Annotated in this window: 24 protein-coding genes; 19 read left to right on the top strand and 5 right to left on the bottom strand. The window is 71.1% G+C overall.

Going from position 1 to position 23,565, the window contains the following annotated elements:
* Nucleotides 1-7: 7 nt before the first annotated feature.
* Nucleotides 8-520: a 2-oxo-4-hydroxy-4-carboxy-5-ureidoimidazoline decarboxylase gene (locus tag AC1DU4_RS03045; protein ID WP_245709110.1), complete on the bottom strand. Its 513-nt coding sequence runs from the start codon at nucleotides 518-520 to the stop codon at nucleotides 8-10.
* A gap of 193 nt (nucleotides 521-713) precedes the next feature.
* Between AC1DU4_RS03045 and AC1DU4_RS03050 the strand changes: the two genes are divergently transcribed.
* The 4 genes from AC1DU4_RS03050 (at nucleotide 714) to AC1DU4_RS03065 (ending at nucleotide 4,505) form a co-directional block, all read left to right on the top strand.
* The gene (locus AC1DU4_RS03050; RefSeq protein ID WP_477837624.1) at nucleotides 714-1,541 is read left to right on the top strand and encodes a crotonase/enoyl-CoA hydratase family protein; all 828 of its coding nucleotides are present in this window, start codon (nucleotides 714-716) and stop codon (nucleotides 1,539-1,541) included.
* A 196-nt stretch (nucleotides 1,542-1,737) separates the two neighbouring features.
* Complete coding sequence (locus AC1DU4_RS03055) at nucleotides 1,738-2,256, top strand: MarR family winged helix-turn-helix transcriptional regulator (RefSeq protein WP_477837625.1); 519 nt, start codon at nucleotides 1,738-1,740, stop codon at nucleotides 2,254-2,256.
* Complete coding sequence (locus AC1DU4_RS03060) at nucleotides 2,253-3,962, top strand: MDR family MFS transporter (protein WP_477837626.1); 1,710 nt, start codon at nucleotides 2,253-2,255, stop codon at nucleotides 3,960-3,962. Before AC1DU4_RS03055 ends, AC1DU4_RS03060 begins: the two co-directional genes overlap by 4 nt.
* Nucleotides 3,963-3,998: 36 nt before the next feature.
* Nucleotides 3,999-4,505: a DUF2004 domain-containing protein gene (locus AC1DU4_RS03065; protein WP_477837627.1), complete on the top strand. Its 507-nt coding sequence runs from the start codon at nucleotides 3,999-4,001 to the stop codon at nucleotides 4,503-4,505.
* Nucleotides 4,506-4,551: 46 nt separating this feature from the next.
* Here AC1DU4_RS03065 and lexA read toward each other — a convergent pair whose 3' ends face one another.
* Both lexA and AC1DU4_RS03075 read right to left on the bottom strand, forming a co-directional pair.
* Complete coding sequence (gene lexA, locus AC1DU4_RS03070; RefSeq protein WP_477837628.1) at nucleotides 4,552-5,205, bottom strand: transcriptional repressor LexA; 654 nt, start codon at nucleotides 5,203-5,205, stop codon at nucleotides 4,552-4,554.
* A 185-nt stretch (nucleotides 5,206-5,390) separates the two neighbouring features.
* Nucleotides 5,391-5,882 carry an inorganic diphosphatase gene (locus AC1DU4_RS03075; RefSeq protein WP_072845488.1) on the bottom strand — a complete coding sequence of 164 codons (492 nt, stop codon included), beginning with the start codon at nucleotides 5,880-5,882 and terminating at the stop codon, nucleotides 5,391-5,393.
* Nucleotides 5,883-6,036: 154 nt separating this feature from the next.
* Between AC1DU4_RS03075 and dacB the strand changes: the two genes are divergently transcribed.
* The 5 genes from dacB to AC1DU4_RS03100 are packed head-to-tail and all read left to right on the top strand — an operon-like array spanning nucleotide 6,037 to nucleotide 11,448.
* Entirely contained in the window at nucleotides 6,037-7,425 is a 1,389-nt protein-coding gene (gene dacB / locus AC1DU4_RS03080) for a D-alanyl-D-alanine carboxypeptidase/D-alanyl-D-alanine endopeptidase (protein ID WP_477837713.1), read from the top strand.
* Between the two features lie 11 nt (nucleotides 7,426-7,436).
* Nucleotides 7,437-8,504 carry a zinc-dependent metalloprotease gene (locus AC1DU4_RS03085; protein WP_477837714.1) on the top strand — a complete coding sequence of 356 codons (1,068 nt, stop codon included), beginning with the start codon at nucleotides 7,437-7,439 and terminating at the stop codon, nucleotides 8,502-8,504.
* A complete protein-coding gene (gene tilS, locus AC1DU4_RS03090; protein WP_477837629.1) occupies nucleotides 8,501-9,538 on the top strand; it encodes a tRNA lysidine(34) synthetase TilS in 1,038 nt (345 codons plus the stop codon). Before AC1DU4_RS03085 ends, tilS begins: the two co-directional genes overlap by 4 nt.
* Before the next feature lie 4 nt (nucleotides 9,539-9,542).
* Nucleotides 9,543-10,097: a hypoxanthine phosphoribosyltransferase gene (gene hpt / locus AC1DU4_RS03095; protein WP_072845490.1), complete on the top strand. Its 555-nt coding sequence runs from the start codon at nucleotides 9,543-9,545 to the stop codon at nucleotides 10,095-10,097.
* 13 nt (nucleotides 10,098-10,110) lie between these two features.
* Nucleotides 10,111-11,448 carry an amidase gene (locus AC1DU4_RS03100; RefSeq protein ID WP_477837630.1) on the top strand — a complete coding sequence of 446 codons (1,338 nt, stop codon included), beginning with the start codon at nucleotides 10,111-10,113 and terminating at the stop codon, nucleotides 11,446-11,448.
* Between the two features lie 113 nt (nucleotides 11,449-11,561).
* Here the strand turns inward: AC1DU4_RS03100 and AC1DU4_RS03105 are convergent, their stop codons facing one another.
* On the bottom strand, nucleotides 11,562-13,610 hold the full coding sequence (locus AC1DU4_RS03105) for a serine/threonine-protein kinase (protein ID WP_477837631.1): 2,049 nt from the start codon (nucleotides 13,608-13,610) through the stop codon (nucleotides 11,562-11,564).
* A gap of 72 nt (nucleotides 13,611-13,682) precedes the next feature.
* Nucleotides 13,683-14,315: a maleylpyruvate isomerase family mycothiol-dependent enzyme gene (locus tag AC1DU4_RS03110; protein ID WP_477837632.1), complete on the bottom strand. Its 633-nt coding sequence runs from the start codon at nucleotides 14,313-14,315 to the stop codon at nucleotides 13,683-13,685.
* 246 nt (nucleotides 14,316-14,561) lie between these two features.
* Between AC1DU4_RS03110 and ftsH the strand changes: the two genes are divergently transcribed.
* From ftsH to panD, 10 genes are all read left to right on the top strand, one after another.
* Nucleotides 14,562-16,997, top strand: coding sequence for an ATP-dependent zinc metalloprotease FtsH (ftsH, locus tag AC1DU4_RS03115; protein ID WP_477837633.1), 2,436 nt, complete (start codon nucleotides 14,562-14,564; stop codon nucleotides 16,995-16,997).
* 86 nt (nucleotides 16,998-17,083) lie between these two features.
* A complete protein-coding gene (gene folE, locus AC1DU4_RS03120) occupies nucleotides 17,084-17,734 on the top strand; it encodes a GTP cyclohydrolase I FolE (RefSeq protein WP_083577387.1) in 651 nt (216 codons plus the stop codon).
* A gap of 32 nt (nucleotides 17,735-17,766) precedes the next feature.
* A complete protein-coding gene (gene folP, locus AC1DU4_RS03125) occupies nucleotides 17,767-18,582 on the top strand; it encodes a dihydropteroate synthase (protein WP_072845557.1) in 816 nt (271 codons plus the stop codon).
* A complete protein-coding gene (gene folB / locus AC1DU4_RS03130) occupies nucleotides 18,575-18,967 on the top strand; it encodes a dihydroneopterin aldolase (RefSeq protein ID WP_072845494.1) in 393 nt (130 codons plus the stop codon). The genes folP and folB overlap by 8 nt, the downstream gene beginning before the upstream one ends.
* A complete protein-coding gene (gene folK, locus AC1DU4_RS03135) occupies nucleotides 18,964-19,470 on the top strand; it encodes a 2-amino-4-hydroxy-6-hydroxymethyldihydropteridine diphosphokinase (protein ID WP_477837634.1) in 507 nt (168 codons plus the stop codon). Before folB ends, folK begins: the two co-directional genes overlap by 4 nt.
* Nucleotides 19,467-19,937: a DUF3180 domain-containing protein gene (locus tag AC1DU4_RS03140; RefSeq protein WP_477837635.1), complete on the top strand. Its 471-nt coding sequence runs from the start codon at nucleotides 19,467-19,469 to the stop codon at nucleotides 19,935-19,937. The genes folK and AC1DU4_RS03140 overlap by 4 nt, the downstream gene beginning before the upstream one ends.
* A 68-nt stretch (nucleotides 19,938-20,005) precedes the next feature.
* The gene (locus AC1DU4_RS03145; RefSeq protein WP_477837636.1) at nucleotides 20,006-21,031 is read left to right on the top strand and encodes a DUF6779 domain-containing protein; all 1,026 of its coding nucleotides are present in this window, start codon (nucleotides 20,006-20,008) and stop codon (nucleotides 21,029-21,031) included.
* A gap of 217 nt (nucleotides 21,032-21,248) precedes the next feature.
* On the top strand, nucleotides 21,249-22,190 hold the full coding sequence (locus AC1DU4_RS03150) for a Rossmann-like and DUF2520 domain-containing protein (RefSeq protein ID WP_072845498.1): 942 nt from the start codon (nucleotides 21,249-21,251) through the stop codon (nucleotides 22,188-22,190).
* Nucleotides 22,187-23,107, top strand: coding sequence for a pantoate--beta-alanine ligase (gene panC, locus AC1DU4_RS03155; protein WP_072845499.1), 921 nt, complete (start codon nucleotides 22,187-22,189; stop codon nucleotides 23,105-23,107). Before AC1DU4_RS03150 ends, panC begins: the two co-directional genes overlap by 4 nt.
* Before the next feature lie 16 nt (nucleotides 23,108-23,123).
* Nucleotides 23,124-23,564: an aspartate 1-decarboxylase gene (gene panD, locus AC1DU4_RS03160; protein ID WP_477837637.1), complete on the top strand. Its 441-nt coding sequence runs from the start codon at nucleotides 23,124-23,126 to the stop codon at nucleotides 23,562-23,564.
* The last annotated feature ends 1 nt before the right edge of the window (nucleotide 23,565 follow it).

A 23,565-nucleotide genomic window follows, 5' to 3' on the forward strand; every position in this document is an offset into this window, starting at 1 on the left:
CTCCGGGTCAGTACCCGTACCCGCCCTCCGGTCCCAGCATCCGTTCGATCCGGATCCGGTTGATCTTCGCCAGTTCGCCGGCCATGGTCTTGCGTTCGGCCTCGGGGGAGTTGGACAGCCGCACGGTGAGGTCGTCGAGCAGGGCCGTGGCGTCGCGGCCCGCGGCGCACCACAGGTAGGGGTAGCCGAAGCGGCTCTCGTAGCGGCCGCTCGCGGCCACCACCGCGGCCATTGTCGCCTCGTCGGGCGCCCACACCGCGCACTGCTCGAGGCTCGACGCGGTGGTGTGGACGCGCCGGGCCACCCCGGGGTGGCAGTCCAGGGCGTGGTCGAGGTCGGCGTCGGACAGCGCGAACAACTCCGAGTCGGCCCGGGTGAGCAGGTCGGCGTACGAGCGGTAGGGCCGGCCGTCGGCCAGGTGCCCGGACCAGGCGAGCGAGCAGCAGCACTCGAACAAGGCGTGCACCGCGCGCCCTCGCGGCAGCGCGTTGAAGCGGTCGAGGCCGATTCCCTGATGCATCAACATGTGCACCTTCACCGCCTTGATCCGGAGGGTCGTTCGCGAGGCTCGCCACCTGTGCCCCGTGCCGACTCGCCGGGAGGGCGTGGTGCTCGCGAAACCCATGCTTGTGTACGGGGAAGCCGTTGGAAAGGTTCCGGACCCGATTTTTCGCAGCCTTAACATGCGAGATCCGGGTTGTTACTCTCGAGTAATGACCGAACAGACCTGGAACGCCTTCACCGTCGAACGCAAGGATCACGTCGCGCAGGTGACGCTGATCGGCCCGGGCAAGGGCAATGTGATGGGCCCCGACTTCTGGAACGAGCTGCCCGAGGTGTTCGCCGAACTCGACGCAGACCCGGAGGTGCGGGCGGTGGTGCTCACGGGCTCCGGCAAGCACTTCTCGTTCGGCCTCGACCTGCCGGCGATGGCCCCGATGATGGCGCCGGTGCTCGGAGACAAGGCGCAGGCGGCCCCGCGCACCGCCTTCCACGAGGACATCAAGAAGATGCAGCGCGCGATCAACGCGGTTGCCGACTGTCGCAAGCCGGTGGTCGCCGCGGTCGCCGGTTGGTGCATCGGCGGCGGGCTCGACCTCATTTCCGCGGCGGACATCCGCTACGCCAGCGCCGACGCCAAGTTCTCGATCCGCGAGGTCAAGGTGGCCATCGTGGCGGACATGGGCAGCTTCGCCCGGCTGCCCGCGATCATCGGCGACGGTCACCTGCGTGAGCTGGCGCTGACCGGCAAGGACATCGACGCCGCTCGGGCCGAGAAGATCGGACTCGTCAACGACGTGTACGCGGACGCGGGTGCGGTCCTGGCCGCCGCGCACGCGACCGCCGCCGAGATCGCCGCGAACCCGCCGCTGGTGGTGCACGGCATCAAGGACGTCCTGGACCACGGCCGCTCGGCCGCCGTCGACGACAGCCTGCGGTACGTCGCGGTGTGGAACGCGGCCTTCCTCGCGTCCGAGGACATCGGCGAGGCCATGGCCGCGGTGTTCCAGAAGCGCACCCCGGAGTTCAAGGGTCGGTGATTTCGGGTCGGTGACCTGAGGTCGCGCGTGAACCGAAGGGCCGGTGCGGCTCTCACCTCTGCCGGTGGTCGTGGCGACCACCGGCAGAGCGCTGTTCAAGGCCGGGTAATCGGATTCCCGACACTTGCACGGCCGCCGCGGCCGGGAACATACTTGCAACTTCCCACTACTTGAATGCCGCAAGCAAGAAGGTCCGATGACGCCGGAAGAACTCGATCCCCTCGCCGACGAGATCGGCAACTACCTGGTCCGGCTCTCGCGCGTACGGGACCGCACGATCGCCCATGCCAAGGCCTCCGTCGGGATCGACCCGGCGGCCTATGCCTGCCTGTTCCGGCTGCTCAGCGACGGACCCATGCGCTCCGGTGCGCTGGCGGACGTGATGTACACCGACCCGTCGACGGTGAGCAGGCAGGTGGCCCAGTTGGTGGGCCGAGGGCTCGTGGAGCGTCAGCCCGACCCGACGGACGGGCGCGCGAGCGTCCTCGCGGTCACCGACGCCGGACGCGCCGCCGCCGGCCGGATCCGCGCGGCCCGCAACGAGCGTCTCGGCCGACTGCTCGAGGACTGGCCCGTCGACGACCTGCGTGACTTCGCCCGGCTGATGGACCGGTTCGTCTCGGACTACGAACGCATGCGGCCGGTGTTCGTGGCCGGCCTGGCGAAGCCGACGGAACAACTCGGCGGGGCCACGGGCGTACGGAGCGGCCGATGACCACCCGCGACACCTCGTCCGAGGTCGCCGACACCGCGCCCGGATCCGAGACGACCGGAGTCTTCACCCACCGCCAGATCCTGACGATCCTCAGCGGCCTGATGCTCGGCATGTTCCTCGCCGCGCTGGACCAGACCATCGTCTCCACCGCGATCCGCACCATCGCCGACGACCTCGACGGCTACGCGCTGCAGGCCTGGGTCACCACGGCGTACCTGATCACCGCGACCCTGGCGACCCCGCTGTACGGCAAGTTGTCCGACATGTACGGCCGCAAACCGTTCTTCATGGCCGCGATCATCATCTTCGTGCTCGGTTCGCTGCTGTGCACGCTGGCCCAGTCGATGTACATGCTCGCCGCCTTCCGCGCCTTCCAGGGTCTCGGCGCCGGCGGCCTGATGTCCCTGGCGCTGGCCATTCTCGGAGACATCGTCGGCCCCCGTGAGCGTGCCAAGTACCAGGGCTACTTCCTCGCCGTGTTCGGTACCTCGAGCGTCCTCGGTCCGGTGCTCGGCGGCCTGCTCAGCGGTCAGGACACCATCCTCGGAATCGATGGCTGGCGTTGGGTTTTCCTGGTGAACGTGCCCATCGGCATCGTCGCGTTCGCGGTGGTGTTCAAGGTGCTGAACCTGCCCAAGGTCCGCCGGCCCGACGTGCGGATCGACTTCTGGGGCGCGCTGGTTCTGGCGGTCGGCATCGTCCCGCTGCTGGTGGTTGCCGAGCAGGGGCGTGAATGGGGTTGGAGCAGCACCCGTTCGGTTTCCTGCTACGTGATCGGCGGGGTCGGGGTGATCGCCTTCGTGTTCGTCGAGAAGCGGATGCGCGACGCGGCGCTGATCCCGCTGCGCATGTTCCGGAACTCGACTTTTGCGATGGGCGTGGTCATCTCGGTGGTGGTGGGCGCGGCCATGTTCGGCGGCATCTCGCTGATCCCGCAGTACCTGCAGGTGGTCCGCGGCGCCAGCCCCACGATGGCGGGAATCCAGATGCTGCCGATGGTGGTCGGCATGATGTCGGCCTCCATCATGTCCGGGCAGCTGATCGCGAAGACCGGGCGCTACCGGGTCTTCCCGGTGGTCGGTGCGGTGCTGCTCACGCTCGGCGTCTTCCTCATGCACTACGTCGAGGCGGACACCTCGCTGGCCATCGTCATGTGCTTCATGTTCATCACCGGATTCGGCCTCGGCAATCTGATGCAGCCGCTGACGCTCGCGATCCAGAACGCGCTGCCCCCACAGGACATGGGTGTCTCCACCGCCGCGGCGACGTTCTTCCGGCAGATCGGCGGCACCCTCGGCGTCGCGGTGTTCCTGTCCATCCTGTTCGCGCAGCTGACGCCGAACATCTCCGACCAGTTGCGCACGGCGGCCCAGGACCCCGCCTACCAGCAGGCCGTGGTCGCGGGCCTGCACAGCTCCAACCCGGCCGACGTCGCGCTGGCGACGGGGCTGGCCAACCACGACGTGTCGGCGGCGGGCGCGGTGCTCAGGGACAGCTCGATCGTCCAGCAGCTCAGCTCGGAGCTGGCGGAGCCGTTCAAGGTCGGCTTCGCGGACTCGATGTCGACGGTGTTCCTGGCCGTCACCGCGATCGCGCTGCTGGGCCTGGTGCTGGTGCTGTTCTGGAAGGAGGTRCCGCTGCGGGTCGGCGGCGGCCTCGCGGCGTCGGCGGCGGCGCAGCGGGAGCAGGAGGCGTCGGCGGACTAGGGTATGCCTCTTCGTCGGGCAGGGCATGATTGTCGGATGCAGGTGACAATTCACTCGGAGTTGGTGGGTCCGCTGTCGTTGGACACCGATTCCGGATTTGCCGACGCGGTCACCATCCGAACTCCGAACGGTGCTGTGCCTGTTTGGCTGGGCATCTTCGAGGGTGTTTCTCAGAACGGCAAGCTTCTGGGTGAGACGGGTGGTCTCATCGACGCGTTCCCCGAGTTGGTGGGCAAGGCGCGGAAGCTCCTTGCGGATGATCTCGGCACCGGGACGCAGGTCGCCCGGTTCGTGGAGTTTCATTCGGACGAGCTCGACCTTCCGGAAGTCCGAAAGGCGCACGAGGAGTATCGAGATCAGCGCGCCACGGCGGAGGCGCTGGTGGCTCTCTTGGACCCGAAGGCATTTGTCTTGAAGGTGGGTGAAGGTGGCGGCCTGGAGAGCTGGATCGATTTCACGCTGTCGCCGGACGTTTCCGACCAGCTCCTGGTCGTTCRCTTCGATTCGGATCGACACGCGACGAGGATCTCGTGGGAAAGCTGAGGGATCGAACTCGCGTCAACGCACAACCAGGTCGGGAGACACGCCCTCAGACGCGCCGCATCACCGAGACCACCTTGCCCAGCACCACGGCCTCGTCGCCGTCGATGACGTCGTAGGCCGGGTTGCGCGGCTCGAGGTAGACATGCCCGCTCCGGCGCCGGAACACCTTCACCGTGGCTTCGCCGTCGATCATCGCGGCGACGATCTCGCCCGAATGTGCCTCGTGCTGCTGGCGTACCACCACGATGTCCCCGTCGCAGATCGAGGCGTCGACCATCGACTCGCCGCGCACGCGCAGTCCGAACACGGTGCCGGACCCGACCAGCTCGCGCGGCAGGGTCATCACGTCCCCGGCGTGCTCCTCGGCGAGGATGGGGCTGCCGGCGGCGATGTCGCCGACCACGGGCACGGCCACCGAGTTCCCGCCCGACTGCCGTGGCTCGGAGGCCCGCAGGAACGGGCGCACGTCGACCGGCCGTGACATCCCCTCGCCCCGCCGCAGAAAGCCCTTCTCCTCCAGACTCTTCAGGTGTCTCGACACCGACGACGACGACCGCAGGCCAACCGCGTCCCCGATCTGCCGGGTGTTCGGCGGATACCCGTGCGCGACCACCCAGTCCAGGATCGTGGCGAGAATCTGCTGCTGGCGGGGCGGCAGTGTCGAGGTGTCGAGGTGGTCGAGGTCGTCGTATCCGGTCACCCGGCGAATGGTAGTGGTGGCCAGCGACAATCGGCATGCCCCCTCCGCGCCGGGGTCGGGGGACAGGGCGGAATGCACTGCGGCCCAGTCATGTCCGGGTTCGGTGCCCCTGGGTGTGGAAACACGTGTGGGGTTCCGCCCGGCTACCGGACGGAACCCCACACGTTGACTTCAGACGAAGCGGCTCAGTGGCCGCCGTTGTCCTTCAGACGCTTGAACGAGGCCTCGATCTCGGCCTCCGCCTCGGCGCGCCCGACCCAGTCGGCGCCGGTGACGTGCTTGTTGGGCTCGAGGTCCTTGTAGTGGACGAAGAAGTGCTTGATCGCGTCCAGCTCGAACTGCGAGATGTCGCTCAGGTCCTGGATGTGGTCCCAGCGGGTGTCGCCGGCCGGCACGCACAGCACCTTGTCGTCTCCGCCGGCCTCGTCGACCATCTTGAACATGGCGACCGGGCGGGCCTCGACAATGACGCCGGGGAAGACCGACTCGGGGAGCAGGACCATCGCGTCGAGCGGGTCGCCGTCCTCACCGAGGGTGTTCTCGATGAAGCCGTAGTCGGCGGGGTATCCCATCGCGGTGTAGAGGTAGCGGTCCAGCTTCACACGGCCGGTCTCGTGGTCGACCTCGTACTTGTTGCGCTGACCCTTGGGGATCTCGATGGTGACGTCGAACTCCACGCCGCTTCCTCGCTTTGTCTCGGTGGATGATGCCGGGTCAGGGTAACCGGTCGACGATACTGTGGAACAACGGAACGACCAGTGGAGTGCCGCGGGGGCGGACCACGACGAAATCGGAGGGGTGTTGGCGAAGGCAGGCGCGAAGGACCGCAAGATGGGGTCCCTGGCCGCGCAACGGCGCAAACGGGTACGGATTCTGCTGATCGCGGTGCTGGTCGCGGCGCTCGGCGCCACGGGCACAGTGCTCGCCGTCACCCGCCCCGACCTCGGTCTTTCGGCGGACGCGACGACCACCGCGACCAATCCGGCGCCGCCGCCGGTGCTGCCGACGCCACAGGTCGCCCCGGTGCCCGACGACGCACCGATGCCGACGACGGCCGGGCTGGCCGCCGCGCTGGCCCCCGGTCTGGCCAACCCGGATCTCGGGACGTTCACCGGGGTGGTCTCCGACGCCGCGACCGGGGCGGTGCTCTGGAGCCAGGGCCCCGACGCCCCGATGGTCCCGGCGTCGACCACCAAGGTGCTCACCGCGACCGCGGCGCTGCTCGCGCTCGGCCCCGAGCACCGCGTCGCCACCCGGGTGGTGCGCGGCGACACGCCGGGCCAGATCGTGCTGGTCGGCGGCGGCGACCCGACGATGACCGCCCAACCGGCCGGCCAGCCCGGCTTCTACCCGGGTGCCGCCCGCCTCGACGACCTGGCCGCCCAGGTCCGCAGCTCCGGCGTGGTGGTGGACAGCGTCGTCGTCGACAACGGCGCCTACGCGGGCCCGGCGCTGGCGCAGGGCTGGTTCCCCGCCGACGTCGGCGCCGGCTACATCGCGCCGATGGAGCCGGTGATGCTGGACGGCGGACGCCTGCGCCCGCTCGAGGACGAGTCCCCGCGCAGCGCCACCCCCGCCCTCGACACCGGTCGGCTGCTGGCCGCCGCGCTGGGCGCCGACCCGGCCGCCGTCACCGTCGGTACCGCACCGTCCGGCGCCGCCCCGCTCGCGTCGGTGGAATCGGCGCCGCTGCGGGACCGGCTCGGACAGATGATGGGGCACTCGGACAACGTGCTCGCCGAGGCCGTCGGCCGCGAGATCGCGATGAAGGCGGGCATGGAGCCGTCGTTCGGCGGAGCGGTCGCCGCCATCTCCCAGACCCTCGTCGCCGGCGGATTCGACGTCGGCGGGCTGACCCTGCACGACGCGAGCGGGCTGTCCGTCGACGATCGGATCCCGGCCCGGTTGCTGGACCGCGCGCTGACCGCGGCGGCAGGCGACTCCGCCCCGAAGCTGCGGCCGCTGCTTGACTACCTGCCCGTCGCCGGTGCCACCGGCACCCTCTCGGACCGGTACGCCTCCGGCGACCGCAACGGCGCCGGTTGGGTGCGCGCCAAGACCGGCACGCTGTCGGCCGCGAGCGCGCTCGCCGGGTACGTCACCGACGTCGGCAACCGGGTGCTCACCTTCTCGCTGATGTCCAACGACCGTCCGCCGCAGGTCAGCCGCCCGGCCCTCGACGCGCTCGCCTCGACGCTGCGCTCTTGTGGGTGTCAGTGACGTTGCTGCCGATGACCCAGGACGGTTCGGATGCGCCCGGTGGGCTCGCCGGGGCGGTCGACTGGGATGTCGCAGCATGGGCCGGGGTTCGGCTGTCCCGACCAGGCCCACGCACCAGCCGGTACTCCGCGGAGGCCGTCGTCGCGGAACTGTCGGAGGCGTCGGTGTGCGCCGAGGGACCGGTCCGGGAGGTCACCGGGCTCGCCGACGGGCTGCCCGTGCCGCAGGCCCGGGTGGTGGACCGCGCCGGCTGGATCCGGGCCGCCGCCGACTCGATGGCCAATCTCACGGGTGACGCCGACCGGCCGACCACCGGCGGGGGACTGCTCGCCGGCCGGCCGGCCGGGCTGCAGGCGGGCGCAATGCTGGCGTTCCTGTCCTCGGCGATCCTCGGCCAGTACGACCCGTTCACCGGCGAGCACGGCACGCTGCTGCTGGTGGCGCCGAACGTGGTGTCCGTCGAGCGCACGCTGCGGGTGGTGCCGAGCGACTTCCGGCTGTGGGTGTGCCTGCACGAGGTCACCCACCGGGTGCAGTTCTCGTCCGCGCCGTGGATCGCGGACTACATGCGCGAGAGCGTCGCGACCCTGGGGGCCGCGGGCGACGAACCGATCGCCGACCTGATCGGCCGGCTCGCCGAGGAACTGCGCAGGCGTCGCGGCGGCGTCGAGCAGGCGCCCGAGGAACGCGGCCTGCTCGGGCTGCTGCGCGCGACCCAGTCGGAGTCGCAGCGCGTGGCATTGGACCGGCTGCTGATTCTCGGCACCCTGCTCGAGGGACACGCCGACCACGTGATGGACGCGGTCGGGCCGGCGGTGGTGCCCACGGTGGCGCAGATCCGGGACGCCTTCGACAAGCGCCGGACGCGGCAGAGCAACCCGCTGCAGCGGCTGGTCCGGGCGCTGCTCGGGATGGACGCGAAGATGGCGCAGTACGTGCGCGGCAAGGCCTTCGTCGACGCCGTCGTCGGCCGGGTCGGGATGAGTGAGTTCAACGCCGTCTGGACCGGGCCCGACACGCTGCCCCGGGTCGACGAGATCGACGACCATGAGAAGTGGATCGCCCGGGTGCTGGGATGAGCCGGGCGGAGCCCGCGGAACCGGTTGGCCGCCTGCCCGAGGGCCCGGCGCTGCTCGAGGTGCGGCACGCGGTCCGCCGCTGGCGGGAGGAGTACGGCGGCGACGCCGGCGTCGCGGTCGGGCTCTCCGGCGGTGGCGACTCGCTGGCGCTGACCGCGGCCGCCGTCGCGGAGGCGGGGCCGGTGCACGCGCTCGTCGTCGACCACCGGCTGCAGGACGGCTCCGGCGAGGTGGCCGCGAGGGCAGCCGAGCGCGCTCTGGCGTTGGGCTGCGCGTCGGCCCGGGTGCTGGCGGTGCGGGTGCAGGGCGCGGGCGGCCTGGAGGCGGCCGCGCGGCGGGCGCGCTACGAGGCACTCGACGACGCGCGTGGCGCCCGCCCCGTGCTGCTCGGGCACACCCTCGACGACCAGGCGGAGACGGTGCTGCTCGGTCTCTCCCGCGGGTCCGGTCCGCGCTCGCTGGCCGGCATGCGCGCCGACGACCCGCCGTGGGGGCGGCCGCTGCTGCGGGTGCGTCGCGCCGTGACCGCCCGCGCCTGCGCCGAGCTGGGTCTGAAGCCCTATCAGGACCCGCACAATTCGAGCCCCGAGTTCACCCGGGTGCGGCTGCGCTCCGAGGCGCTGCCGCTGCTCGAGCAGATTCTCGGCGGCGGTGTCGCGCCCGCCCTGGCACGCACCGCCGACCAGCTACGCGAGGACGGTGAAGTGCTCGACGGGCTCGCGGCGGAACTGCTGGCGTCGGCCGAACGGGTCGACGACGGGACCAGTGTGCTCGACGTCGCGGCCCTCGCCGATGCGCATCCCGCGGTGCGACGCCGGGTGCTGCGGGCCTGGCTGCTCGGGCAGGGTGCGCGGGCCCTGACGGACCGGCAGCTGCGGACGGCCGACGACCTGGTCGGGCACTGGCGCGGGCAGGGCGGGGTGGCCGTCGGCGGCGGTCGACCGGGCGCGAGGTTGGTGCTCTCGCGGCGACGTGGCAGGCTGTCGGTCGGGCTCGTCAGCGACCAACAAATCAGCGACCAACAAAGGGGTTAGCGCCGTGTACGAAGGCGACATCGCATCGGTCTTGATTTCCGAGGAAGAGATCCGCGAGAAGACGGCCGAGCTGGCCGCGATCATCGCGGAGCGCTACCCGGTCGACGCGCCGGAGGGTGACCTGCTCTTGGTGGGCGTGCTCAAGGGCGCCGTCTTCTTCATGACCGACCTGGCCCGGGCCCTGCCGATCCCCACCCAGATGGAGTTCATGGCGGTGAGCTCCTACGGCTCGTCGACCTCCTCCTCGGGCGTGGTGCGGATCCTCAAGGACCTCGACAAGGACATCGCGGGCCGGAACGTGCTGATCGTCGAGGACATCATCGACTCCGGTCTGACGCTGTCCTGGCTGATGCGCAACCTGTCGACCCGCAACCCCGCCTCGCTCGAGGTGGTCACGCTGCTGCGCAAGCCCGACGCGGTCAAGGCCGACGTCCCGGTCGCGAACGTGGGCTTCGACATCCCCAACGAGTTCGTCGTCGGCTACGGCCTCGACTACGCCGAGCGTTACCGCGACCTGCCCTACATCGGAACCCTCGAGCCCACCGTCTACGGCGGCTGAGGACACACCCGCGATGACGGGCCCGGACTTCACCGCCGCGTCCATCGCGGCCCGGGTGCGGGCCGGTGAGCTCACCCCGCTCGACGCCGTCGACGACGCGTTGGGCCGGATCGCCGCCCGCGACCCACGGTTCCGGGCCTTCGTCACCGTGCGCGCCGAGCAGGCCCGTGCCGAGGCGGCCGCGCTGGCCGGCCGCGCCGATCTCGCGTCGCTGCCGCTGGCGGGCGTGCCGATCGCCGTCAAGGACAACGTCGCGGTCACCGGTCATCCGGAGGGCGACGGCTCCGCGGCCACCTCGAGGGTTCCCAAGACCGAGGATCACGCCGTGGTGGCGCGGTTGCGGGCCGCGGGCGCGGTGGTCGTCGGCATCACCGCCGTCCCCGAACTGTGCGTGTGGGGTGCCACCGACACCCCGGACGCGATCACCCGGAACCCGTGGAATCCGGAGCGGACGCCCGGCGGCTCGTCCGGCGGGTCGGCCGCGGCCGTCGCCGCGGGCATGGTGCCGGTTGCGCACGGCAACGACGGCATGGGATCGATCCGTATCCCGGCCGCGGACTGCGGGCTGTTCGGCATCAAGCCCGGCCGCGGGCTGGTGCCCGCCGAGCTGGGCGTGAACTCCTGGTTCGGCATGTCAGAGAACGGCCCACTGACGACCACGGTCGAGGACGCGGCGCTGTTGCTCTCGGTGATGGCCGGTCGGCCCGAGCTCGCGGAGATCGCCGACCCCGGCGCCCTGCGGATCGGGGTGTCGGTGGCCTCCCCGCTGCCGGTGGTGCGGGTGGACACGCACTGGCGGGCCGCGGCCGAGGGCGCCGCCGCGGTGCTCGGCGGGGCCGGTCACCACGTCGCGACCGCGCGGTTGCCGTATCCGGTGAACCCGCTGCCGCTGTTTGCGCGCTGGACCGCGGGCACCGCGGCGGACGCGAAGTTGCTGGACCCCGCGCTGTTGCAGCCGCGGACCCGACGGCACGCGGCGGTCGGCCGGGTGCTGGCGGGCCGGGTCACCGCGGGCCCGGTGGAACGGCTGGTGTCGGCGCTCGAGAGTTACTTCACCGAGCACGACGTGGTGATCACCCCGACCCTCGCGGCCGCGCCGATCCCGGCGTTGCGGTGGAGCGAGAAGTCCTGGCTGTCGAACGTGGTGGCCAACATCCGGTACGCGCCGTTCCCGTCGTTGTGGAACCTGGTCGGCTGGCCCGCGGCCAGTGTCCCGGTGGGCATCCACCCGGAGTCGGGCACGCCGCTCGGGGTGCAGATCGCCGCGCCGCCCGGGGGCGAGGCACGGATCCTGGCCGTCGCCGCGCAGCTCGAGCAACTGCGGCCCTGGACGCGGGTCGCGTCGGTGTGACTGCCGGCGGGTCGCGTCGGTGTGACTGCCGGCGGGTCGCGTCGGTGTGACTGCCGGCGGGTCGCGTCGGTGTGACTGCCGGCGGGTCGCGTCGGTGTGACTGGACGCGGTGACTACGCGGGTCGGTCCGCGGAATCGTGCGAGACCACCCGCTCGAGCGCGCGCAGGTCCTGTTCGAGCATCCGGAACAGCCAGTAGGCGGCCAGGAACGCGAAGATCGCGCCGACGCACAGGAACCGGACCGCGTCGATCACCTGGGGAATCTGCTCGGGCGAGAGGAAGGTCACCCCGGCGACCGCGACCAGCGGCACCGAGGCTGCGACCGCCAGGTATCGGGTGCTGCGCCGGTCCAGGCCGCGGAGCTTGCGCGCGTCGTCGCTGCTGGTGATGCCCAACGGCAGCAGCACCGGGTAGAGACATCGGACCGCATAGAACGTCACGAAGAAGAACGGGTAGGCAACCGCGATCGCCCCGCACACCGCCAGCGAGGCGATGAAGTGCACGTACACGTGGGACGGGATGCCGCCCGCCCCGAGCTGCAGTGCGATCGGGTAGGCGAGGCCCGCGACGGACCACAGCCCGAACACCACCAGCACCACGCGGTCCCCGAGCAGCAGCGTGTCGGTACGTGCCCGGGCGAGGGTCCGCACGTCGTAGGTCCGGCCCCGGCGCAGACCCCGGGGCACCGTCAGGGGGTAGCGGCACATGTACAGCAGCAGGATCGCCCCGAGCGGAAACGTGATCGCGTTGATGACGGTCTGGATCTGCTCGAAGCTCTGCTGCACGTCGGGGGAGAGCGTGTTGATGATCAGCGACTTGTTGTGGTGGTAGTTGTACAGCCCCGCCGCCGCATTGGGCACCGCGATGGCAAGTACCAGGATCGGGATCGCCCAGCGCCGCATCCGGATCCGTCCGCTGTCCGGCGGCGGGTCGACGAGGTCGCGGGCGTGCGGGTCCAGGCACAGCTCGAGCTGCTGGGCGAGTTCGGCGCCGGTCGGCCACCGCCGGTCGGGGTCCGGTTCGAGGCAGGTGAGCAGCACCCGGCGCAGCGCCGCCGGACAGTTCGCGGGCAGCTGGTCGAGTGCGGTGAGTTCCACGCCGCGATGGCGTGTCGCGACCATCCGGTCCAGGTCGGTGTCGGCGGCCGCGTCGTCCGCGAACGGGCGTCGGCCGGTGAGCAGCTCCCACAGCATGACGCCGAGCGCGTACAGGTCGCTGCGGGTGTCGAGGTCGGCGGCCGTCGTCGCGGACGACGGCTGGCAGGCACGCAACTGCTCGGGCGACATGTAGGCGAGCGAGCCGCCGAAGTAGGCCACCGGGCTCGCCCCGGAAACCTGCTCGCTGAAGCTGATGTTGAAGTCCGCGAGCTTGGGCACGCCCTCGGCGGTGAGCAGCACGTTGGCCGGCTTGATGTCGCGGTGCAGCACACCGTGTCGGCCTGCGTAGTCGAGCGCGTCGGCCAGCCGCCTGCCGAGCCACGCGACGGTCTCCGGCCAGGACAGCCGGGAGATCTCGTCCCGGACGCTCGAGTCGGTGGGTCGGAGCCCGCCCTTCGCGTCGAGCACGGCGTCGATCTCGTCGAGCAGCAGCCGCCCGTTGCGGGCGTCGGCCGGGGTGTCACGGACCCGGCGGAGCACGCCGAGCAGGGTGCCGCCGGGTATGTACTGCATGTACAGCAGCTTCAGCTCGAGGTCCTGCGCCACCCGTTGGTCGAAGACCCGGACGATGTAGTCGTGGTCGAGCTGGGCGAGGGTCTGCGGCTCGGTGCCGTGGTCGCGGGAGATCTTCACCGCGACCATCCGCTGCATGGAGCGCTGGCGGGCCAGGAACACCCGGGCGAACGCGCCGCGGCCCAGCGCCATCAGCAGGTCGAAGTCGTCGACGTGCTGGCCGGAGTCCAGGTCGTCGAGGGTGGGGGGGCCCGCGTCCGGACGGGTGGCGGCCAGCGACGTCCGGGTGCGGCCGCCGGGCGCGGTGGCTTCGAGTGCGGTGGTTTCGGCCGCCGTGCTTTCGAGGGCCGTGCTTTCGAGGGCCGTGGCTTCGAATGCGGTGGTCGGCGGTCCGGGAGGTTCCAGTGCCGTCCGCTCGGGCGCATCGCGCTCTGGCGACGGGTTCGCCGCGACCGTCGCCTCGGGCGGTGGTCGGGTCGGACGGTCCGTCATGGCCCCGCCCGCCGATCCTGACGCCCGCTCCGTGGACATCGTCCGAAGGGCACGGGGCTAAGCGTATCGCCGTCAGAACGGCCAGGCGGGAAGCTCGGGCAGGCCGTCCCGGGTCGGCCGGCCGATCAGCCAGGCCAGCAACTCGGCCCGCGGCAGGTCCGGCGGTGTCACGTCGGGGGCGGCGACGGCGAGTTCGGGCAGCTGCGACTCGAGCGTCGACTCGACGAACGACACCGGCCAGTCCCGGCACGAGTAGCCGAGACCGAGGTCGAGGTGATGGATCTCGAGCTCGTGCCAGCGCAGCAGCGGGATGTCCCGGGCGGTGACGGGCTTGCGCCACTTCACCGGGGTGCCGAGCAGGTCCGGGCCGATCCCGCGCAGGGAGTCGAGCAGCCGTCGACCGGCGAAGCGGAAGTCCGCGGCGAGCAGGGCCACCGGCCGGTCGGCGCCCTCCTCGATGGCGGCCGCGCGCGCCTCGCGGCCGCCGGGGTACATCTCGCGCGGGGTGCCGTCGAGCACGCCCACCGCGAACCGGTTCAGCGCGTCCGCGTTCCGGGCCAGGTGTGAGACGAGGTGCCCGCGGGTCCAGCCGGGCAGCAGCGACGCCGCCCGGGCCTGTGCGTCGGTGAGTGAGGCGAGGGTCGACTCCACCCGCCGCTGCGACTCGTCGAGCTCGGTCAGGGCCTCGTCGTGCGCCATCGTCATGCCGGGAGCGTAACTGCGCACCGCCGGGTGCGAGCTGTGGAACCATCGCGGTGTCCCGCTCGTTCTACTGTTCGGGACCGGTGCCGATGCCGGCCCGTGCCGAGAGTGCTACCGGGCATTGCCCGAGGTTCTCGCGGTAACCTTGATTGTCCGGTTTGCAGCCGGAACCCGGCGTACCACGCTTGCCCGAAGCTGGAAGGCTCGACCGGAACTGGAAAGGAACAGGCCCGCAGCGGCTGAACCTGTATGAACCGCAAGACTGTGTTTCGAAACCTGGGGATCGTCGCCGCCATCCTGCTGATCATCTATGCGTTCAGCTACTTCGGCAATGACACCCGCGGGTACACCAACGTCGACACCTCGGTCGCGATTGCCCAGCTCCAGGGCAAGAACGTCACCGACGCGCAGATCGACGACCGTGAACAACAGGTCCGGTTGACCCTGAAGAAGGGCAACGAGGCGACCAGCGACGCCACCCAGATCATCGCCAAGTACCCGAGCGCCGCGTCCGAGCAGATCTTCACCGAGGTCCAGAAGGCCGGGATGGAGAAGTACGACACGAAGGTGAGCCAGGAGAGTTGGCTCACCTCGCTCCTGCTGTTCGTGCTGCCGATGGTGATCCTGCTGGGCCTGTTCGTCTTCGTGATGGGCCGCATGCAGGGCGGTGGCAAGGGCGGCGTGATGGGCTTCGGCAAGTCGAAGGCCAAGCAGCTCTCCAAGGACATGCCCAAGACGACGTTCGCGGACGTCGCGGGCGCGGACGAGGCCGTCGAAGAGCTGTACGAGATCAAGGACTTCCTGCAGAACCCGGCGCGGTACCAGGCCCTCGGCGCGAAGATCCCGAAGGGCGTGCTGCTCTACGGCCCGCCCGGCACCGGTAAGACGCTGCTGGCCAGGGCCGTCGCAGGCGAGGCCGGGGTGCCGTTCTTCACCATCTCCGGTTCGGACTTCGTCGAGATGTTCGTCGGTGTCGGCGCCTCCCGCGTGCGCGACCTGTTCGAGCAGGCCAAGCAGAACAGCCCCTGCATCATCTTCGTCGACGAGATCGACGCGGTCGGCCGCCAGCGCGGCGCCGGCCTCGGCGGCGGTCACGACGAGCGTGAGCAGACCCTCAACCAGTTGCTCGTCGAGATGGACGGCTTCGGTGACCGCACCGGCATCATCCTGATCGCCGCGACCAACCGCCCCGACATCCTGGACCCGGCGCTGCTGCGTCCGGGCCGGTTCGACCGCCAGATCCCCGTCGGCAACCCGGACCTGGCCGGCCGCCGCGCGATCCTCAAGGTGCACTCGCAGGGCAAGCCGCTGGACCAGCACGCCGACCTCGAGGGCCTGGCCAAGCGGACCGTCGGCATGTCCGGCGCGGACCTCGCGAACGTCATCAACGAGGCCGCGCTGCTCACCGCCCGCGAGAACGGCACCGTGATCACGGAGGCCGCACTCGAGGAGTCGGTCGACCGCGTGATCGGCGGCCCGCGCCGCAAGAGCCGGATCATCAGCGAACACGAGAAGAAGATCACCGCCTACCACGAGGGCGGGCACACCCTGGCCGCGTGGGCGATGCCGGACATCGAGCCGATCTACAAGGTCACGATCCTGGCCCGCGGTCGTACCGGTGGCCACGCGATGACCGTCCCCGAGGACGACAAGGGTCTGATGACCCGCTCGGAGATGATCGCCCGGCTGGTGATGGCGATGGGCGGGCGCGCCGCGGAGGAACTCGTGTTCCACGAGCCGACCACCGGCGCCTCCTCGGACATCGACCAGGCCACCAAGATCGCCCGGGCGATGGTGACCGAGTACGGCATGAGCGCCAAGCTCGGCGCGGTCCGCTACGGGCAGGAGCAGGGAGACCCGTTCCTCGGCCGCTCGATGGGCGTGAGCTCGGAGTACTCACACGAGGTGGCCCGCGAGATCGACGAGGAGGTGCGCAACCTCATCGAGGCCGCGCACACCGAGGCGTGGTCGATCCTGAACGAGTACCGCGACGTCCTCGACATCCTCGCGACCGAACTGCTCGAGCGGGAGACCCTGACGCGCAAGGATCTCGAGCAGATCTTCACCAGCGTCGAGAAGCGTCCCCGGATCACCGCGTTCAACGACTTCGGTGGCCGGACCCCGTCGGACAAGCCGCCGGTGAAGACGCCGCGAGAGCTGGCGATCGAGCGCGGCGAGCCGTTGCCGGACGAGCCCGCGCGTCAGCCCACGTTCAGCAAGCGGACCTCGGCTCCGGCCGCGGTTCCGGCGGCCGCGCCTGCGCCGCAGAACGGATACCCGGTGCCGGCCACGAACAACGGCGGCTTCCAGGCGTTCGGGGATCCGAACCGGCAGCAGCCGCAGGGTTCGGTGCCGGACTACGGCGCGCCCGCCGGCTGGTCGGCGCCCGGCTGGCCGCCGCGTGACCCGAACGAGGGGCAGCACGCGCGTCCGGCGGAGTACCCGTACGGCCAGTACCCGCAGGGCGGTCAGACCCAGCAGTACCCGCCGCAGGGTGAGTACCCGCAGGGCGGCTACTCGCAGGGCGAGTACCCCCAGGGGCAGTATCCCCAGCAGGGATACCCGCAGTGGAACCCGCCGCCGCAGCCGCCGTTGGAGAGCCAGCCGCGCCCGGAGCCGCAACCCAAGTCCGGTACCAAGGACACGGCGACCGAGCGCTGGGAAGGCCCGAACGGGCAGCAGTAGGTCCCGGAGCACTAGGCTGTTCCACTGGTCTGTGTCTCAGGGACGCTAACGGTGGACATCGGTCCGAGAGGTGGAGGTGCGGTCGGGTGTCGGTCAATCAACTCGGTGGTGCGAATTCCCATGGGGGAAGCAACGAGTCGCACGAGCTGACGGCGTTGGCGTCGGGGCGGGTGTTCGATCAGCCGCGTGCGGAGGCGGCGGTGCGAGAGCTGCTCCTGGCGGTCGGTGAGGACCCCGATCGGCCGGGGCTGCTCGACACCCCGTCACGGGTGGCGCGGGCGTACCGGGAGGTCTTCGCCGGCCTGTACACGGATCCGGACTCGGTGCTCAACACCACCTTCGACGAGGGTCACCAGGAACTGGTGCTGGTCCGTGACATCCCGATGTACTCCACGTGCGAGCACCACCTGGTCTCGTTCCACGGAGTCGCGCACGTCGGCTACATCCCCGGCACCACCGGCCGCGTGACGGGCCTGTCGAAGCTGGCCCGCCTCGTGGACCTGTACGCGAAGCGTCCGCAGGTGCAGGAGCGGCTGACAAGTCAGATCGCGGACGCGATGATGCGCAAGCTCGATCCGCGCGGCGTCATCGTCGTGGTCGAGGCGGAGCACCTGTGCATGGCGATGCGGGGCATCCGCAAGCCCGGCGCCAGCACCACCACCTCGGCCGTGCGCGGCCTGCTCCAGTCCAGTGCCGCCTCGCGCTCCGAGGCCTTGGACCTGATCCTGCGCAAGTGACCGTGCTGCCGACACCGGGCCGCTGCGTGGTGATGGGCGTGCTGAACGTCACCCGGGACTCCTTCTCGGACGGCGGCCGGTTCCTGGACCTCGACGCGGCCGTCGAGCACGGTCTGGAACTGCGCCGTCTCGGCGTGGACATCGTCGACGTCGGCGGCGAGTCGACACGGCCCGGCGCCCAGCGGGTCGACGCGGCGGTAGAGGCGGAGCGTGTCGCGCCGGTGATCGCGGCGCTCGCCGCGGAGGGCATCCCGGTCAGCGTCGACACGATGCGCGCCTCGGTCGCCCACGCCGCCATCGAGGCGGGCGCCGGCGTGGTCAACGACGTCTCCGGTGGACGCGCGGACCCGGCGATGGCCTCGGTGGTGGCGGACGCCGGGCTGCCGTGGATTCTCATGCACTGGCGGTCGGCGGGGGAGTACGTCCACGCAGGCGGTGTCGAGCACTACGGCGACGTGGTCGAGGAGGTCGCCACGGAACTGCTCGTCGCGGTCGACGCCGCGGTGCGCGCCGGAGTGGACCCGTCCCGGCTGCTCCTCGACCCCGGACTCGGTTTCGCGAAGACCGCTGAGCACAACTGGGCGCTGCTCGGGGCGCTGCCGCGGCTCAACGCGCTCGGTTTCCCGGTGCTGATCGGCGCCTCGCGCAAGCGGTTCCTCGGCTCGCTGCTCGCGGACGCCGACGGCGACCGTCCACCGGCCGGCCGGGAGGTGGCCACGGCGGTGGTCTCGGCGCTGGCGGCGCGCGGCGGCGCCTGGGGCGTGCGGGTGCACGACGTGCGGGGTTCCCGCGACGCGATTGCGGTGGCCCAGGCCTGGGCCGCGGCGGAGGGGGTGGCCGATGTCTGATCGAATCGAACTGCGCGGGTTGAAGATTCGCGGCAATCATGGGGTTTTCGAGCACGAGAAGCGGGACGGGCAGGACTTCTACATCGACATCACGGTGTGGCTGGACCTGGCGCCGGCCGCAGCTTCGGACGATCTCGCCGACACCCTGAACTACGGCGAGTTGGCGGAGACCGCCGCCGCCATCGTCGCGGGACCGCCGCGCGACCTCATCGAGACGGTCGCGGCCGAGATTGCCGAGGCGGTGCTGCGCGACGACCGGGTGAGCGCGGTCGAGGTCACCGTGCACAAGCCGTCGGCGCCGATCCCGCTGACCTTCGCGGACGTGGCCGTGGTCGCCCGACGCTCCCGCAAGGGCGCGGGCGGTCGAGGGGGGCTGCAGGGATGAGCCGGGCGGTGCTGTCGATCGGGTCCAACATGGGAGACCCGTTGGCGCACCTGCAGTCGGTGATCGATGCCCTCGGCGAGCGGGCGGTCGCGGTGTCGAGCGTCTACGCGACCGCGCCGTGGGGTGGGGTCGAGCAGCAGGACTTCCTCAATGCGACGGTGATCGCCCAGGACCCCGAGCTGGACTGCTGGGGCTGGCTGCGACTGGGCCGTCGCCTGGAGGCGGAGGCGGACCGCGTGCGCGAGCAGCGCTGGGGGCCGCGCAGCCTGGACGTGGACGTCGTGGACTGCGACGGCGTGGTCAGTTCGGACCCGGAGCTGACCCTGCCGCACCCGCGTGCCCACGAGCGGGCGTTCGTGCTGGCCCCGTGGCTCGAGGTGGATCCCGATGCGGCGCTGGTGGTGGACGGCGTCGTGGCGTCGGCGCGGGCGCTGCTGGAGCGGCTGGACCCGGCCGAGCGCGACGGCGTACGCCGGACCGACCTCCGGCTGGCGCCGAGATGACGAGCGCCACCCGAGTTCGGGACCTGCTGGCGTTGGCCCTGTTCGCCGCGATTGCCACCTGGTTGCTGGCCGGTGCGTTCTACGGTTCGCTGCCCCCGGTCCCGGTCTTCGCGGGTGCCTCGCTGTACCCGGTCGCGGCGATCGAGGTGGTGCTGGCGTTGGTGATCCGGTCCCGCGTCAACAACCACCGCGTCGGCCCGGGGCCGCGTCAGTTGCACCCGATCACCGCCGCCCGTGCCGTCGCGCTGGCGAAGGCGTCCGCGCTGGTGGGTGCAGGCAGCGCCGGCGTGTGGCTGGGACTGTTGCTGTACCTGATGCCGCAGCGCTCCACTGTCGACGCCGCGGCGAGCGACACGACGGGGGTCGTGGTGGGTCTGGTGGCCGGAGCGGTCCTGGTGGCGGCCGCGCTGTGGCTCGAGCACTGCTGCCGGACCCCGGACGAACCGCCGGACGAGCCGGCCGTCTGACCGGGCCGCCGAGGGCGGTCGACTCTCACGATGTGAGAGCGTCGGCCGGGGCGGCTATCCTCGGCTGCATGACGGTTACTGGTCGCGCGACGTCGCTCCGGCGGAACAAACGCAGCACGAGCCAGATGATCGTGGCCGCTCTGGTGGCGCTGGCGGTGGTTGCCAGTCTGTTCCTGATCTTCAGCAACAGTGTGCAGTTGCTGAGAGTTGGCCTGGTCATCGCGCTCTGGGCCGCGACGCTCGGTGCGATCGCGATGACGAAGTACCGCCGGGAGTCGGCCGCGGACAAGGCGAAGGTCCGGGATCTGCAGAAGGTCTACGAGTTGCAGCTCGAGCGCGAGATCAGCGCCCGGCGTGAGTACGAGCTGGGTGTCGAGGCGCGGGTGCGCGGCGAGGCGGTCCTGGACACCTCGGAGATCGCGGCGCTGCGCGCGGAACTGGCGGCGCTGCGCGGCAATCTCGAGATCCTCTTCGAGGGGAAGATGCCCGCCGACCGCACTGCGCTCACCGCCGAGGCTCGACGGATGCGTGAGCTCGGCAGTGGTGTCGGCACCCCGGCCTCGTCCCAGCCCCACCAGCAGCAGCCGCAGCAGGCGACGGGCTACCGCCGGACCCTCGAGCCCGATCCGGAGTACCCCGGGACCGCCGCCACCCCGACCTTCGCTCCCGACCCTGCGTACGCCGGGGCCGGCCGGGGCCAGACCTTCGCCACGCCGTTCGACGAGCCCGTCACCGCCGAGGTGGCGTTGGTGCCGGAGGAGCAGCCGGCCGCGCCCGAGCAGCCGCGCCCGGCCGCGCCCACCGCCGCCGCGAAGCCCGAGCCGGTCGTGACGCCCGCGCCGACCCCGGTGGCGAAGCCGGTGCCCGAGCCGGCTGAGTCAACGCCGGAGCCGGAGCCGGAGCCGGAGCCCGAGCTCGAGCTCGAGCCGTCGGCGGTCACCGGCCGCCGGTCGCGTCGGCGGGCAGAGCCCCAGCCCGAGCCCGAGCCCGGCGCGCACTCCGCGGGTGGGCTCACCGTCGCCGAGATCATGGCGAACATGAAGACCGCGGACGCCGCCGACGAGCCGCGCCCGGGCCGCCGCCGCCGCGACTGAGCCCGCGAAGCGACCTGTATCCCGGGAGCGGAGCCCGCGAAGCGACCTGTATCCCGGGAGCGGAGCCCGCGAAGCGACCTGTATCCCGGGAGCGGAGCCCGCGAAGCGACCTATATCACTGCCCCGCACCGTGGCGTCCGTCACCGACCGGCGGCTATCCTCGCTGTGAACGTCCGGTACCCGCCCTGCGGGACTGGAACGAACGAGAGGAACAACGGTGACCTCATTCGAGATCACTCGAGATGGGTCTTTTCGCGATCCGGCGCCCGCACGACTGACGGTAGGAATCGTCTCGGCGGGACGCGTGGGAACCGCGATCGGTGCCGCACTCGAGCGAGTCGGCCACGTGGTGGCTGCCTGTACCGCCGTGTCGGACGCATCGGTCCGCCGTGCCCGTCGCAGCCTGCCCGACTCCGAAATCCTGCCCGCGACCGACGTCGCCGGCCGCTGCGAACTGCTGATCCTGGCCGTGCCGGACGATCAGCTCGCGGACCTGGTGGCCGGCCTGGCCGCCACCGGATCGGTCCGCCGCGGAACCCTGGTCGCGCACACCTCCGGGGCCAACGGCATCGGCGTACTCGCGCCGCTCACCGCGATCGGCGCGGTACCGCTGGCGATCCACCCCGCGATGACCTTCACCGGACACGACGAGGACGTTGCCCGGATGTCGTCGGCGTGTTTCGGCATCACCGCGGCCGACGAGATCGGCTACGCGATCGCGCAGTCACTGGTCCTCGAGATCGGCGGGGAGCCGGTGCGGGTCCGCGACGAGGTCCGGCCGCTGTACCACGCGGCCCTCGCGCACGGCAGTAATCACCTGGTCACGCTCGTCTCGGACGCGGTGGCCGCGCTCCGCGTCGCCCTCTCCGGCGGCGAGCTGCTCGGCCAGCAGCTGGTGGACGACGACCCCAACGGCGTGGCCGAGCGGGTGCTCGCGCCGCTGCTGTCCGCCGCCCTCGACAACGCGCTGCGCCGCGGCCCGTCCGCGCTGACCGGCCCGGTGGCGCGCGGCGACGTCGATGCGGTGACCACCCACCTGCGGGTGCTTCGCGAGGTGGACCCGCAGCTGGCGGAGGGGTACCGCGCCATGTCGCTGCGCTCGGCGCAGCTCGCCGGCGCCAAGCCTGAACTCATCGAGATCCTGGAGGACAATTCGTGAACGGCTACGCGCGCGGTGAACTGACTGTGCATCACGACCCCGCCGCACTGACCAAGGTGTCGAAGGCGCTGCGTGGCGTCGGGCGGCAGGTCGCGCTGGTGCCCACCATGGGTGCACTGCACGCCGGGCACCTCGAGATCGTCCGGCAGGCCAAGCTGCGCGGCGCGGTGGTGATCGTCTCGATCTTCGTCAACCCGCTGCAGTTCGGTGCGGGCGAGGACCTGGACGCGTACCCGCGCACCCTGGACCGTGACATCGAACTGCTGCGCGCCGAGGGCGTGGAACTGGTGTTCGCGCCGTCCGCCGCCGACATGTACCCGGCCGGCCCGCGCACCGTGATCCACCCCGGTCCGCTCGGCGCCGAACTCGAGGGTGCCAGCCGGCCGACGCACTTCGCGGGGATGCTGACCGTGGTCGCCAAGCTGCTGCAGATCGCCGTGCCGAACACGGCGTACTTCGGCGAGAAGGACTACCAGCAGCTCACCCTGATCCGGCAGATGGTCCGCGACCTGAACTTCGACGTCGAGATCTACGGTGTGCCGACGGTCCGGGAGCAGGACGGTCTCGCCCTGTCCTCGCGCAACCGGTACCTCGACGAGGACCAGCGGGCCGTGGCGACCGCGCTGTCGGCCGCGCTGGTGGCCGGCGCACATGCGGCGGCCGGCGGTGCGGAGGCCATCCTGGCCACCGCGCGCGGCGTGCTCGAGGCGACCCCGGAACTTGAGGTCGACTACCTGGAGGTTCGCGGTGTGGACCTCGGGCCGGCGCCGGAACGCGGCGACGGCAGGCTGCTCGTCGCGGCCCGGCTCGGCAACACCCGTCTGATCGACAACGTCGGCGTCGCCGTCGGCACCGGATTCCTGGAGCGGGACGTGGACACCCGCACCACCTCGCCCACCGACCTGATTTCCAGCTAGACCGGGAGGACAGCACATGTTTCGCACCATGATGAAGTCGAAGATCCACCGCGCCACCGTCACCCACGCGGACCTGCACTACGTCGGGTCCGTCACCGTGGACCAGGACCTGATGGACGCCGCGGACCTGCTCGAGGGCGAGCAGGTGTGCATCGTCGACATCGACAACGGCGCCCGGCTCGAGACCTACGTCATCGCCGGCGAGCGCGGCACCGGCGTGATCGGGATCAACGGTGCCGCAGCGCATCTGGTCAAGCCTGGCGACCTGGTCATCCTGATTGCCTACGGCGTGATGAACGAGCAGGAATGCCGTGACTACGCGCCGCGGGTGGTCTTCGTCGACGCCGACAACCGGCAGGTCGAGCTCGGCTGCGACCCGGCACACGCCCCCGAGGGATCCGGACTGATCACCCCCCGGATGCTGTCCACGCTCGAGAACAACCCGGCGCTGGTGTAGC

The organism is Rhodococcus sp. P4_F5, assembly GCF_056401315.1.